The sequence below is a fragment of the Nocardia flavorosea genome (genome assembly GCF_015477805.1).
Classification (GTDB): Bacteria; Actinomycetota; Actinomycetes; order Mycobacteriales; family Mycobacteriaceae; genus Nocardia; species Nocardia flavorosea_A.
In genome coordinates, this window is record NZ_JADLQL010000002.1 from 977,970 (window position 1) to 992,538 (window position 14,569).

Below are 14,569 nucleotides of genomic sequence, written 5' to 3' on the forward strand. Positions count from 1 at the left end.
TCCATCGATCGCGTGGTCCGACGCCGGTTCCCGGCTGCGTGCGTACCGAGAACGGACGCCAGCACAATAGCGTGACACGGCGACAGCCGCCCGTCCGGAACCCACGCCGACCCCGCACTGCCGGAAAGCTATAGGCGAAACGGCAGCTCAGCGCACGGGCGGTACTGGATCGACCAGGCCGCAGCGTTGAATCTCATACTCCGGAACGCGATCGATGCGGTAGGAGGCGAAATCGAAGGCGTGCAACAGATTGTGCTTGAACCGTTCGAAGGTCAACGGTCCCTTGTAGGACAGCATCAACGCATGGGTCTGCGGGCAGGACATGGCGACATGGGCCTGTTTCACCCAGTCCTCGTCCATGTACCAAGGCAGCCACGGTTTGCGGTCCACCATGCCGGTTTCCACGATCACCCAGTCCGGATAGAGGCTCTTGTCGTGGCCGATACGCCCGTCTTCGAGCCGTTCGGTATGCGCCGCCAGCGGGAAGGCCAGGCCCATCGGATCGATGACCCGGACGTCCAGCGGAACGTTCATGCTGGTCATACCCAAGTTGAGGAAGTAGACCGTATGTCCCGCACCGCCCGGCGGAATCGGCATCGGCGGCGGCGCCACGTACCAGAACATGAACGACGGCGAATTCAGCAGCAGGCCACCGTCGGGCGTGTTCTCGATGGTTTCCACCATGGGCCGCATCCGCGCGTAGTCGAGGTAATCCTCGGCGCGAATCGGATGGTCGTGACCGGTGTTGAGGACGTAGTAGATACGTTCGTCGACGATGCCGGATTCATTGATCTTGGTTCCGGTTTTGATCGCGGTGGTACCCGAGGCCAGCAACGCCCAGACCACCGTTCCCACGAGCGCGAGCACCATCAGCGCGAATGCCGGGGCGTCCCGGCGCGTCAGCGCCCGCACCCCGCCCTCGGGCAACCGCAGGGGAAGCACCGCGACCGGCAGCAGGAACAGGAACAGCTGCGGCAGCAGCATCCGGCCGTGCATGAAATCGCCGCCGACCCGCAGCGCGTAGACGGTGAGGATCACCGCGGCGCACAGCACCAGCGTGACCACCGCGGCCGGGGTCCGCAGCCGGGCACGCAATCGCCGAATCCGCCCGGGCCCATGCTCCGCGGCCGAATCCACGACAGCCGGCTCGGCGCGGTACACCCGCGCCGCCACCAGACCGGCGATCAGCAGAATCGCCAGCGGCACATAGAGGTAGTACGGGCCCGCGAGATCCCACAGGTAGGTGAAGCCCTGCCCCCATTTCGCCCCGCCCGCGTCCTTGGCGACCGCGGTGTTCGGGTACGGCAGCCCGTAATAACCCATCCGCCAGATCTGGTAGCACAGCGGTACCGCACCGGCCACGGCGACGACCAGCCCGCGCAGCAGCCACGGCCGCAACCGGGAGGCCGGCATCGGAGCGAAGAAGATCAACAGCAGCGCCAGCCCGCCGACGACCGCCATCTCCGGCCGGATCAACGGGGCCAGGCCCGCCAGGAAAGCCAGCCCGAGCAGCCCCGGAACACCGGGCTGCTCGGCTTTGCTCCAGCGGATCAGCAGCAGCCACAGCAGCGCGATCCAGCAGATGACCAGGCAGTTCTCCAGGCCGGAGGTCACATAGTCGCGGGCCGGGGGGACGGCGATATAGGCGAGCGCGCCGGCCGGCAGCAGCAGTGTCGAAGAGGCCGGACCCCACAGTTTGCCCGTGCCCAGCATCGCGAACACCAGCGCCAGCAGCGATAGCGTGAGCGCGACCCCCAGAACGACGTATTCGAGCCGGGCCTGGGTCACCCAGCTGAAGAACCACACGATGTAGGTCCAGGCCGTACTGGTATTGGTCTCCACCCGTTCACCCGCGTTGAACACCGGGCCGTTACCGGCCAGCAGGTTACGCACGGTGCGCAGGACGATGAGACCGTCGTCGGCGATCCAGCGCCGTTGCCAGCCGCCGAAGGCGAGCAACGCGACGGTCGCCACGATCCCACCCGCGAACACCGCACGCGGTATCCAGGTGGGACGCGCCGGCGAGCGGGACTGCTCGGTGGCAGCCCGCTCGCCGGTCTTCTCTTTTTCGGCTACCGCAATCTCGTCAGAAGAGATAGACAGCGACACCTACCGCTCCGATCCAGGCAATGGCGAGCAACTGCAGGACGCGGTCCCCGAAGGCGATCTCTTCCGGCTCCCCGGCCTCGCCACCGTCGACATCCACGGCGTAACGCAGAATCGCGATGGTGAACGGGATCATCGAGAGAGCGAACCACTCCGTATCTTTGGCCGCACCCTGTTCGAAGGCCCACAGTCCGTAGAAGACCACGACCGCCGTGGCAGCCAGGCTCCAGGTGAATCGTAGGTAGGTCGGGGTGTAGTACTCCAGGGATTTGCGAATCTTGGCCCCGGTGGAGATCGCCAGCTGTAGTTCGGCGTACCGCTTACCGGCCGCCATGAACAGCGACCCGAAGGCCATGATCAGCAGGAACCACTGCGACAGCGGGATTCCGGCGGCCACACCACCGGCCACCGCGCGCAGCAGGAAGCCCGAGGACACGATGCAGATGTCCAGGACGGCCTGGTGCTTGAGACCGAAGCAGTAAGCCAGCTGGACGCCGACGTACACCCCGATGGCGGCGGCGAGCTGCCAGTTCGCCGCGAACGAAAGCCCCACCGAACCGATCAGCAGCACCGCCGCCAGCGCGAAGGCCAGGTTCACCGGAACCACGCCCGCCGCGATCGGGCGGAACCGTTTGGTGGGATGCGCCCGGTCGGCCTCGACGTCCATCGCGTCGTTGACCAGGTAGATACCCGAGGCCGCCATACAGAAGACCACGAACGCGATCGCGACACTACCGAGCACATCCAGATCGGTGACCGACCCGGCGGCCATCGGCGCCGCCAGAACCAGGACGTTCTTCACCCACTGGCGGGGTCGAGCGGCCTTGATCAGACCGCCCACCAAGGTCTTGGGCGGCCCCTTGACCTCGGCTTCGGCCAGATCGACGCCGGTGGGCTCTTCACTCATATCAGGCAGCGCCTTCTCGTCTTTTACGGTCACTGTCGAGTCTCTTTTCGGCGGCGAGCAGGACGGCGGCGGACGCGGCGCCGAGCGCGGAACCGGCGATCACATCGGAGGGGTAGTGCACCCCGAGAACGACCCTGGACAGCAACATCGGCGGTACGAGCACCGCAGGCAAGGGTAGCCCGGTCAATTTTCCGAGCAGCACCGCCGCCGCCGTAGTCGAGGTCGCATGCGAGGACGGGAAGCTCAGCTTGCTGGGCGTACCGACATTGACCTGCACTGATGGCGCGTGCGGCCGCGGACGGCGAACGACGCGCTTGATCACGATGGACGCCGCGTGGGCGCCGAGGGCACCCACGGCCACCCCGGCCCACTGCCGCCGCCGGGGTTTGTCGGCCAGCGCTCCGGCCGCGGCGATCGCGACCCAGCCCAGCGCATGCTCCCCGAAATGCGACATACCGCGCGCCGCGGAGATCACCGGCGGGGTCGCGATGGCGCCCTGCACCGCCTCGATGATCCGCACTTCCGGCGGGGCCTGCCCGGCGGCCGAATCCTGCAGGCTCGGGTTCATCGCGTTCACCGCTGGGTCTCCGAACTGCCGTCGATTCCGAAAATCTTCTCCCACGCGGCGGCACCGGTGAGTTCCGCATGCGCGGCCCGGTAGCGCTGCCGCATCTCCGGCATCCGGTCGGCGAGTTCCTTGCGCAACCGCAGCGCCTCGCGGAACAGGCCGTACGCCTGCCGCGGATCCCGTTTGCGGTACACCACACCGCGTCCGTCAGCGGTGGTGACGGTGACACCGTCGACCTGGGAGAGCAGGAACCAGCGCGCGTCCAGAGTCGGCACATTGAGCTGCGGGCGCTCGTGATGCTCCGGATGCGCCGGCCGCAGATTGTTCAGCACGCCCTTGCCGAGTCGCACGATCTTGGCGATCGGGTTCGCCGGTTCGCCGACCGCGCCGACCCCGATACCGCTGGCCAGCGGCAGCTCGGTCGAGGACGGCAGGATCACCGCGTCCGGATATTGTTTGCGCAGTTCGTGTACCGCGCCCAGCGCGCTGGGCAGCAGTTCGAAAAGACGCTGCGGGCCGGCCAGGAAATCGCGGATCGCGAGGTTCTGGATGGCGACCGTCGAATACTCCAGGCAGAGCAGATGCTTGAGGGTCGCCTTGACCGTGTGCGCGATCATGGCCCGCCCGTTGCCCGGCTGGTACAGCGAGGCCACCACCAGACGGTTGCGCAGATGGAAATAGGCCTGCCAATCGATGGCGTCGTCCTTATCGCTCCACGCCATATGCCAGACCGCGGCACCCGGCAGGGTGACCGTCGGATAACCGGCCTCGCGGGCCCGCAATCCGTATTCGACATCGTCCCACTTCAGGAACAGCGGCAGTGGCTGCCCGAGTTGTTCGGCCACCTGCCGCGGAATGACGCAGGTCCACCAGCCGTTGAAATCGCCGTCGATACGCCGGTGCAGCAGTTTCGAATTGTCCCGGTCGCGCAGCGGATACTTCGCGAAATCGTGGTCGTATTCGACATTCGGCGCCGCCGACCACATGAAGATATTGCGATCGACCACTTCGCCCATCACATGCAGATGCGAACGTTCCTGCAGGTTGAGCATCTGGCCGCCCACCAGCACCGGGGATTCGGCGAAACGGGCGAAAGCCAGGGCGCGCAGAATCGAATCGGGTTCGATCTCGATATCGTCGTCCATGTAGACGATGTATTCGGCACTGGTCGATTTCAGCGCCTCGTACATCACCCGGCTGTAGCCGCCGGATCCGCCGAGGTTCGGCTGATCGTGAATGGCGAGCCGGTCACCGAGCACGGCGGCGGCCTCGTCGAACCCCGGTTCGTCGACCACTTTGCGGGTGCCCTGATCCGGAATGATCACCGCGTCGATCTGCGCCAGCACCAGCGGATCTGCGCCCAGCGCGGCCAGCGTTTTCACCGCGTCGGTGGGACGGTTGAACGTCGGCATACCGACCGCGATCCGGCCCTCCCCGGGCGCTTCGATCGGTGCGTACCAGCCGCCGGACACCAACGTCACCGCGGTATCGGTGGTGATATCGAACCAGAGCCAGCCGCCGTCCTCGAACGGTCCGAAATCGGTCTCCAGTTCGAGCGTGACGGTTTCGGCGCCCGGCGCCACCGCGAACTCGCGACCCTGCACGTGGATCCGCGACCCGTCCGCCTTGGACCGGTACATATCGACCCGGCCGTGCCCGGCCAGCTCCAACCGCAGCACCACCGAATCGAGCATGCTCCAGCGCCGCCAGTAACTGGCCGGCAGCGCGTTGAAATAGGTGCAGAACGACACCTCCGACTCCGCGCCCACCGAGAGCGAGGTCCGGGTGGTGGCGTGCGCGCGCCGCGCGTTGGTCGCCGACTCCTCCAGGTAGAGGGTGCGCACGTCCAGCGGCTCGCCCGGGCGGGGCAGGATCACCCGCTGCAAGAGCGATTTCGCACGGGTGGCGGACGTGCTGTGCGTCAGTGATGCGGAGGTCATACGTTGTTGTTCTCCTCGGCCAGCGGTGCACCCGACTCCAGATGCGGCCGCAGCACATTGTCGAACATGTTCAGTGCGCTCGCGATGGCCATATGCATATCCAGGTACTGGTAGGTACCGAGACGGCCGCCGAACAGGACCTTCGCCGAGGCCGTCTCCTGCTTGGCCAGCGCGCGATACGCGGTCAGTTTGGCTCGGTCTTCAGGGGTGTTGATCGGATAGTACGGTTCGTCGCCGGTCTTGGCGAAACGCGAGTACTCGCGCATGATGACCGTCTTGTCCGTCGGATAGTCCCGTTCCGGGTGGAAATGCCGGGGTTCGATGATGCGGGTGTAGGGCGGATCCGCGTCGTTGTAGTTCATCACCGAGGTGCCCTGGTAGTCGCCGGTCGGCAGGACCTCGGTTTCGAAGTCGATCGTGCGCCAGCCCAGCTCGCCCTCGGCGTAGTCGAAGTACCGGTCCAGCGGGCCGGTGTAGACCACCGGGGCGTCCGGGTTCTGTGCGCGCAGCTCATCGCGTACGTCGAACCAGTCGGTGTCCACCCGGACCTCGATCAGCTCACTGGCCGCCATGTTCTCCAGCCACTTCGTGTACCCCTCCTTGGGCAGGCCCTCGTAGGTGTCGTTGAAGTAGCGGTTGTCGAACGTGTAGCGGACCGGCAGCCGGGTGATATTGCCGGCCGGCAGCTCCTTGGGGTCGGTCTGCCACTGTTTGGCGGTGTAATCGCGGACGAACGCCTCGTAGAGCGGGCGGCCGATCAGCGAGATCGCCTTCTCCTCGAGGTTCTGCGCATCGGCGGTCTCGATCTCGGCGGACTGCTCGGCGATCAGCGCGCGGGCCTCCTCCGGGGTGAAATACCGGCCGAAGAACTGCGAGACCAGGCCCAGCCCCATCGGGAACTGATAGGCCTGGCCCTTGTGCATGGCGAAAACGCGGTGCTGATATCCGGTGAACTCGGTGAACTGCGTGACATAGTCCCAAACGCGCTTGTTCGAGGTGTGGAACAGATGTGCACCATATTTGTGGATTTCGATACCGGTTTCCGGTTCGGGCTCCGAATAGGCGTTACCGCCGATATGCGGACGGCGGTCCAGCACGAGAACTCTCTTACCGAGTAAGTTCGCGCTGCGCTCGGCGACGGTCAGCCCGAAGAAACCTGAGCCGACGACGATCAGGTCGAACTGTGCGTTGTTATCTGAGTTACCCGGAGACGATGCGGCGGTCACGGGAGCCCAGCGTATCGGAAGCATTCCCCGGCGCCAGTCGGGATCAGGGGACAGTTGGTTACAGCAGGTGAGATGGTTCCGAACGGTCCGCGCCGGAACCGTACGCCATGGTCGAACATCCCGGGCCGATGCCCGCGGAGGGCAGACATCGGCACCGGAGTGATTCGTGGATCATCAGTAGCCGTACGGGGTGGCTCCGTAGCCGCCCGCCATGGCGGGCACAGCGGGCATCCGGGCGGCGTCGATCCAGCGCTTGGTGGAGCCGACAGCCGCCAGGATCAGCGTCAACAGGGCGAAGAGGCCGGAGATGAGGTTGACGATACCGAGCATGAGAACCGAGAGAATCACGAAAGCGACGCAACCGACGATCACCGTGACCCGCCCGGCGTTGCGGCGGCGCAACAACATGATCCCGCCGATCAACAGGGCCAGCGCGATCACCGTGTAGATGAGGCCCCAGACTATTCCGATTCCGGCGAATTCGAAATCGATGTCGATATCGGGCCCGCTGCTACTGCTGGAGGAACTGCTGCGGCGGCGCGCTCCGGTCGCCAGTACGGCTCCGTTGGTCAGCGAACTCTCGGAGGTGGCGAAGGCGAGGACATACATCGAGATGGCCGTGATCGCGCTGACCAGCCCGCCGAGCAACGCGAGAATACCGGCGGTGATACCGGTTCCCCCGCTCGGCGCGGGCGGATGTCCGTACGGGCCGGGCGCGGCCGCATAGGCCGGGGGCGGGTAGCCGAACCCCGGAGCCGGATACCCCGGCTGATGCGGCGGCTGACCATACGGATAACTCATGGGACCTCCCCCTCGTAAAGGTTTCGGGGAACTCTACCGTGCCGCAGTAAAGTTCGCCGACGTCTCGCCCCAGCCGGTGTGAAACGCAAGTGTCCGCACACCTTTCGTGTGCGGACACTTGCGCTGTGCCGTTTTCTATTCGAGATAGGTGTCCGCGTAGTACTTCATCGCGTCGCGAACCAACTCCACCGTGCCCTTCCCGTGCCGATCGTAGTTGACCCCGAAACGTTCGTCGGCGACATACATTTCACCGAGCCCGGCGAATTCCTTCGCACACGGTCGCCGGTTCTGCCAGCCTGCCGTCACCCATTCGTAGTGCCGTCGGGTGATCTCCAGAACCTCGGCGCTGTCCGGCGCCAACCCCGCCTGCCACGCCCGGCCGTAGTCCGCGGCGATATCGAGCTGGTCCTGCTGGAACCGCTGTTTCTGTTCCGGGGTGAGCGCCTTCCACCACCGGTCGCCGCGTTCGTACGCCTGCGCGCCCCAGCGCTCGGTGACCTCATCCTTGTATTGCGTATGGTCGAATTCTTCGAAAACTTCTGCTGCCACGAGCCGTTCACCTCTCTCCAATTTGCCCAATGTGGTGCGTACCGACTCGATCCGGCGGCGGATCCGGTCCTGTTCACCGTGCAACAGGTCCAGTTGTGCACGCAGAGCGGTGGCGGTGTCCCGTTCCCCGGCCAGGATCTCCCCGATCACGGGCAGGCCCACGCCGAGTTCGCGCAGCAGCAGGATGCGCTGCAGTCGCACCAGGGAACGCTCGTCGTAGTAGCGGTAGCCGTTGGAGCCGATCCGGCTGGGCGGCAGCAGTCCCAGCTGCCCGTAGTGGCGCAGCGTACGACTGGTGGTGCCGGCCGCCCTGGCCAGCTCCTGGATGGACCATTCGCCGGTGTTCGAACCCGCGCCCACGACCACTCACCTCTTCCGTATCGCGTCGGTTTCCCCAGAGTGCAAGTTGACGCTGCGTAAAGGTCAAGCGATCGCGGGGCGGCATTCACGAACCACCGGAAAGGTCGGTCACTTCCAGGTCCATGGGGATTTTCTGGGCACCCGGTATCGCGGCCGGGCGGTCGCCCGGCAGCACCGGCCCATCGGCCCCGGCCTGCGGCGTATCCGCGGCGCCGGCGCGCCCGGCGGGCACCCGGGCCGGAGCCGCACCGGAGGCGGCGCCTTCGCCCGTTCCCGAACTGCCCGAATCGGCAGCCCCGGGCTCGGCTGTTCCCGAACTACCGGAATCGGTGCCACCCGGCTCGGCCGCTTCCGATCCGGAGCTGCCCGCCGCGGGATCCTCCAGATTCGGCACCATCTGCATGAGCGTGGTGAAGTCGACGACCTGCGCCCCGAGAGTCGGGGTGTAGACGATGACGCCGTTCTCGAACAACCGATAGCTCCCGGCGTCGTCGGGCAGCGGCATTTCCGGGGTGACGGGCCGGCCGACCACACTGTGTACGCCGCCCATTTCCGCGTAGGCGGTATCGATCGGCGAGGGCGTTTCGCCCGGTTGCACGCCGGGCAGCGCCGGATTCTTGCCGTCCGGCGACACCGGCAGGCTGCCTTCCGGGGTCCGCGGCACCGGCGCGCCTGCGTTCGGGCTCGACTTGTCGCCTTCCGGCGACACCGACGGTACGGAGTCACCGGGCACACTCGGCGTGGCGCGGTCGGGCAGCGCCGCCTGGATCTCCGGGTCGGCCGGAGCAGCCGGCATGGGGCCCGCGACCGCGAGTTCCGCGGGGGTCGGGCCCACCTCGAAAGTCTGGATATCGGCGGGTTGCCCGCCGTCGGGAGCGGCCGAATACTCCGACCGCAGAATCCGCCCGTCACGCAACAGCACCCGGCCCGCGGTCGCCTCTACTGCGGCCGTGGTGCGTGGATCCTCCTGGGCGGTACCGGTGTAGACCTGGCAGTCGGTGGTATCGCAGGTTTGCGCGTACGGCCAGCGGGTTTCGGCGAGGGCGTAGGAGCGCGCCGCGATGGCCTGGGCCTCGAGCGCCACAGGGTCCCAGCCGGCGGGCATTTCCGCCGGAATCACGCCGAGCAGATAGTCTTGAATGTCGACGCGGTTGACCGTGCGGGGTTCACCGTTCTCACTGGCGACCCCCAAGGAGCCCCGGTAGGTCCCGCCACCACACAGGGTCAGGTGCTCGTTCGCCGGACGGTTGGGGTTCGGATCGACCGGATAGACCCAGGGGTCGCCGGCGGAGGTCTCCCAGAGGACGGCACCCTCGCATCCGTCGGTGACCACGATATGCGCGCCACCATCCGCCAGAGGTATCAGACGGGCAGCTTCTCCCGGTTTCAGCAGTCGGCCCGCGACCCTGGCACCCGCGTCCGAGAAGACAACCGGTTCGGCTCCGTCGTAGCCCTGCAGCCGGACCGATACCGAAGCCGGGCCGACGGTACCGATCTCGGCGCCCGGGTAGTAGTGCCCGAGGATCTGCTCGACGCTCTGGCCGTTGTGCGCATTCTGCAGGGCGCCGTGCTGACTGAGCCCCCGGCCGTGCCCGGGTCCGGCCTCGGCAACCATCCGGTATACCTCGCCGGCCGAGGGCATCAGTAACGATCCGCCGATCACCAGGGCGGTGGTGCCACAGGCGAACAACGGTCCCGGCCTGATCCGGCGCCCTCGCACGGAACCGGGTAATCGGCGCGTTACCAGCGGATTGGAAAGGCGCAGCGAAACTTTCGAAGAATTCATGCGGTTTCGATATGGCATACGAGCACTCCCATTCGGTTCGCCCGGACGTTTGCCTCGACACGACGTCGGCATGTCGGATCGATCGGCCACGCTCCGGGAGCTACATTCGAGCGACCAGGTAAGCCTCAACCTCAGGTTTAGATTTGTGACGAATGTGGCTAGTGTGGTCTGTGAGACTCGAGTACGCAAGCATGACTTGCTCACCGATCACCGGTTGCAACCCTGATTGGAGAAGCTCGTGCCCTACCGCAAACCGAAGCGTTCCTACGTCCTGCCGGTTGTCGCGCTGATTGCGGTAGCAGGGCCGATCCTGGTCCCCACGGTCGTCAGCCCACACAAAACGGCCGACCAGGTGGAACTCACCGCCGTCCCACCCCTGCTCACCGAGCTGGCATTGAAAAACGCCACCGATATCGTCCTGCCACTGGCCGAATTGACCGGCCTGCAATTACCCGACCTGCACTTATCGGACTTACAGGCGCTCGATCTACCAGAACTCACCCCGGACCGGATCCCCGGCCGGCAGCAGGTTCCCGGATTCGTCACCGGGGCCCCCGGCAGCGGCACCCCCGCCGCCGACACGCCGGCGCTCACCCCCGGCGTCATCCCCCCTGAATTCATGAACGCAGTCGGCGCCCAGGTCAAAGAGCTGACCCGGGAAGAGCCGTTCAGTATGGTCGCCCTCACCGCGCCCGACCTGGCGAACACGACCGTCATGGTCCGCGCGAAACAGCCCGACGGCGCCTGGGGCCAGTGGTACGAAGCCGGCCCGATCGACGGCGCCGACGGTGTGGCCGAGGGCGCGCCCGCGGGCACCGATCCGATCTACGTCGGCAACACCACCGCGGTGCAGGTTCTGGTCACCCGCAAACCGCAGCAGAACCCGGGCGGGCCGCTGACCCCCACGCCGGCCGCGGCCGGTGAACAAGAGCCGCCCCCCGATCTCACCGCCGTCCTGATCGACCCCGGTCGCGGCGCTGTCGACGATAAGCTGCAGGACATCGCAGCCGCCTTGCCCGGCGGCGGACCGCGGGTGATCACCCGCAACCAATGGGGCGCCGACGAATCCATCCGCTGCCAGGAACCCACCTACGACGACGGCCTCGGCGGTATCACCGTGCACCACACCGCCGGTCGCAACGATTACAGCAAGGGCGAATCGGCCGGAATCGTGCGCGCCATCTACGCCTATCACTCACAGACGCTCGGCTGGTGCGATATCGGCTACAACGCCCTGGTCGACAAATACGGGCAGATCTTCGAGGGCCGCTACGGCGGACTGAACGAGCCGGTCCAGGGCGCCCACGCGGGCGGATTCAACGAGAACACCTCCGGGGTCGCGATCATGGGCGACTACCAGGTCGAACAGCCCACCGACGCCGCTATCGAAGCCACCGGGAAATTCGTCGGCTGGCGCGCGAAGATCGCCGGACTCGACCCCAAGGGCCATACGACAATGTATTCGGAGGGCACGGAGTTCACCCCGTACGCCCGCGGAGAAGAGGTGAAACTGCCGATCGTCTTCGCGCACCGCGACGTCGGCAACACCAGCTGCCCGGGCGATGCCGCCTACGCGCAGATGGACCGCATCCGCACCATCGCCGCCGGGGAAGCGAGCGGAACCCAATCGCAATCGCAGTCACCGCGCAGCCAGGCCTCCCGCTCCGACCTGGCCGCCCTCGCCGACCTCACCGCGAAGCTGCTGACCATGGTCAACGACAACCTGATCGCCAAATACTGGGTCTCCAAGGGCGGCCCCGACGGCCCGCTCGGCCAGGCCGCATCCGAACCGCTGCCCGCAACGCAGGGCCAGCAGTACGCGAAATTCGTGAACGGCTACGTCTACACCTCCCCCGACGGGCAGGCTCACGAGGTAGTCGGCAAGATTCTGGACCGCTTCCTCGAACTCGGCGCCGACGCCGGAGCCCTCGGCCTGCCGTTGACCAGCCCGTACCCGGTACCCGAGGGTTTGCGCGCCGATTTCCAGAACGGTTCGCTGATCCTGAACCAGGCGACCGATGTGGTCAGCACGCTGTGGAAGACCTACAACGAACTCAACCAGCAGCAGGTCCAGGGCGCGCCCGGCCAACCACCGCACCCACCGGCCGCTCCACTGCCCGCACCGGGTCTGCCGCAGGGGATCACCCCGACACCGGCGCCCGCGCTCGCCGCCCCACCGCCTGTACACGGCGGGGTACCGGGGGTTCCCGCACCGGCGTCGGCAACCCCCGCACCGCAGCCGCAAGCGCTGGCTCAGGCCCCGCAGGCTCTTGCCCCAGCACAGGCGCCCGCCCCAGCACAGGCGCCCGCCCCAGCACAGGCTCCTGCTCCTGCTCCTGCTCCTGCTCCTGCTCCTGCTCCTGCTCCTGCTCCTGGAGACAGTTCCACGCCGAGCAATTCCGTCGCGCCACCACCGGCCGGTACGCCGATCCACGAAACGCCCACGGGACAACCGGCATACGCCGGCGCGCCCGACGCCCAGGAGCAGCAACCGCCTACCCCACCACCGGCCCCGACCGGGCCGGAAGGGTCCCCACCGGCCCCGGCAAGCACCAGTGAACCAGTCGCCCCGCCCGCCCCGGCAGCCTGAATCGAGTCCGGACCTCCGCGCCGACCGTGAGCCACGGTCGGCGCGGTCATTTGTCCGCCCGGCCAGTGTGCACCTACGCCCGGCCGGTGCTTCGCTGCCGGGTTCCGGCGAAACCGACGGCTACGACGGGTAATTTCGCCGGCATCGCCGCCCTGCCCGTCTGACGCGACTCCACCGGGCCCGGCAATCACCAGCGGAGCGATGCCATCGGACCGACCACCTGAACCGAGTCCGGATCCCCGTGCCGGCCGTGCGCCACTGTCGACGCGTTCTGCCTCCGGCCGGTCTTTTTCAGGTCCGGCCCGTGCTTACCGGCCACTGCCAGTGACCGCACGAAGGCGGGCGGACTCCCGCGGTTGGAGATCTTCGACCGACACCCGCCCCTGTCGGCGAGCCGGCGGCACCGCCTGCACCGGCCGCTCGAGAACAGAACAGGAACCGGCCGCACCGACTGTGCGCCGCGCAAGCTGCGTGACGATTTCATCGGGCCCCTCGGCACGCGCCTGCCGTAGAGGCGGCGCGGGGTATCCGCCGACGGACAGCGTCTGCTTGTATCGGATGTTGTTCGGGCCGAGCCCCGAGCCGATGGAGTGGCCTGCCGGGTCGCCCACCCGCACGCGAGCTGCCGGCGCGAATCCGCTCAGCGGCGCGAACCGCCCCGCGGCCACCAGCGTTCCAGTATCTGCGCGACCCCGTCTTCGGAGTTCGTGCCGGTCACCTCGTCCGCGGCCGCGATTGCCTCCGGGTGCGCATGTCCCATCGCCACGCCCAGCCCGGCCAGCCGCAGCATCGGCACATCGTTGGGCATATCGCCGAACGCGACCATTTCGGCCGGGTCGATCCCGAACCGCTCACCGATCAGGCGCAATCCGTGCGCCTTGGTGACGCCGGGCGCGGAGACCTCGACCAGCCCGTGGTCGGTCGAATAGGTGATATCCGCCCGGTCACCGATATGCCCGGCCAGCGTCGCCGCCATCTCGCCGCTGTCGACCCCCGGTAGCCGGATCAGCATTTTGATCGCCGGGGAGGCGATGACCTCCTCGCGTGCCACGGCCGTATCGTCGGGGTTCAGCCAGGCATGCACATACTCCGGCGAGCTCACGAACTGCGGTGTCGCCGCATCGTGGGCGCTGGCGCCCACTCGTTCGGCCGCCAGGCCACATCCGGGAAGTACCTTCTCCGCCAGGTCGGCGAGCCAGGCCAGTGTCGGCACGTCCAGGACGGTGGTGCTCAGCACCCGGTCGGTTTCGGGGTCGTAGAGCACGGCCCCGTTACCGCACACGCACAGCGGCGCGAACCCGAGCCCCGCGACCACCGGGGCAATCCACCGCGGCGGCCGCCCCGTCGCCAGCACGAACTGCACTCCGTCGGCCACCAGCGCCGCCACGGCATCCCGGGTCCGCGCGGTGACACGTTCGTAGGGATCGATCAGAGTGCCGTCCACGTCGGAGGCCACAAGCTTGGGTTTGGGCAGTTGCGATGCGGTCACCTCGTCCATTCTGCTGTGTCCCGGCCGGCGGGCTCCGCAGTGTCCCGACCGGACGTGTCCACAGTCACCGACCGGACGGGCCCGCAGTACACCGACCGGACGTGTCCACGGTGCCGTGCGGGCCGCCACGATGCCCCGGCCGAACGGTCCACGATGTCCCGGCCGAACGGCCCGCGATGCTCACGGCCGAACGGCCCGCGATGCTCACGGCCGAACGGCCCGCGATGCTCACGGCCGAACGGCCCGC

The 14,569-nt window shown here is 67.2% G+C and carries 10 protein-coding genes; 1 reads left to right on the forward strand and 9 read right to left on the reverse strand.

Annotation, left to right across the window (positions count from 1 at the left end; translation table 11 throughout):
- Nucleotides 1-147 precede the first annotated feature (147 nt).
- From zomB to IU448_RS28925, 8 genes are all read right to left on the reverse strand, one after another.
- A complete protein-coding gene (gene zomB, locus IU448_RS13410; protein WP_324188588.1) occupies nt 148-2,109 on the reverse strand; it encodes a flagellar motor control protein ZomB in 1,962 nt (653 codons plus the stop codon).
- Entirely contained in the window at nt 2,087-3,013 is a 927-nt protein-coding gene (locus IU448_RS13415) for a decaprenyl-phosphate phosphoribosyltransferase (protein ID WP_195056299.1), read from the reverse strand. The genes zomB and IU448_RS13415 overlap by 23 nt, the downstream gene beginning before the upstream one ends.
- Before the next feature lies 1 nt (nt 3,014).
- Nucleotides 3,015-3,581 carry a phosphatase PAP2 family protein gene (locus IU448_RS13420; RefSeq protein WP_195055845.1) on the reverse strand — a complete coding sequence of 189 codons (567 nt, stop codon included), beginning with the start codon at nt 3,579-3,581 and terminating at the stop codon, nt 3,015-3,017.
- A gap of 5 nt (nt 3,582-3,586) precedes the next feature.
- The gene (locus tag IU448_RS13425; RefSeq protein WP_195055846.1) at nt 3,587-5,521 is read right to left on the reverse strand and encodes a glycosyltransferase; all 1,935 of its coding nucleotides are present in this window, start codon (nt 5,519-5,521) and stop codon (nt 3,587-3,589) included.
- Entirely contained in the window at nt 5,518-6,747 is a 1,230-nt protein-coding gene (glf, locus tag IU448_RS13430) for a UDP-galactopyranose mutase (RefSeq protein ID WP_195055847.1), read from the reverse strand. Before glf ends, IU448_RS13425 begins: the two co-directional genes overlap by 4 nt.
- A gap of 174 nt (nt 6,748-6,921) precedes the next feature.
- A complete protein-coding gene (locus IU448_RS13435; RefSeq protein WP_195055848.1) occupies nt 6,922-7,548 on the reverse strand; it encodes a hypothetical protein in 627 nt (208 codons plus the stop codon).
- Between the two features lie 135 nt (nt 7,549-7,683).
- On the reverse strand, nt 7,684-8,457 hold the full coding sequence (locus tag IU448_RS13440; RefSeq protein ID WP_195055849.1) for a MerR family transcriptional regulator: 774 nt from the start codon (nt 8,455-8,457) through the stop codon (nt 7,684-7,686).
- A gap of 85 nt (nt 8,458-8,542) precedes the next feature.
- Nucleotides 8,543-10,243, reverse strand: coding sequence for a SpoIID/LytB domain-containing protein (locus tag IU448_RS28925; protein ID WP_228812681.1), 1,701 nt, complete (start codon nt 10,241-10,243; stop codon nt 8,543-8,545).
- Between the two features lie 238 nt (nt 10,244-10,481).
- On the opposite strand from IU448_RS28925, the gene IU448_RS13450 reads away from it, so the two are divergent.
- Nucleotides 10,482-12,833 carry an N-acetylmuramoyl-L-alanine amidase gene (locus tag IU448_RS13450; protein ID WP_195055850.1) on the forward strand — a complete coding sequence of 784 codons (2,352 nt, stop codon included), beginning with the start codon at nt 10,482-10,484 and terminating at the stop codon, nt 12,831-12,833.
- A gap of 640 nt (nt 12,834-13,473) precedes the next feature.
- On the opposite strand, the gene IU448_RS13455 is transcribed toward IU448_RS13450, so the two are convergent.
- Nucleotides 13,474-14,331 carry an HAD family hydrolase gene (locus IU448_RS13455; RefSeq protein ID WP_195055851.1) on the reverse strand — a complete coding sequence of 286 codons (858 nt, stop codon included), beginning with the start codon at nt 14,329-14,331 and terminating at the stop codon, nt 13,474-13,476.
- Between the last annotated feature and the right edge of the window lie 238 nt (nt 14,332-14,569).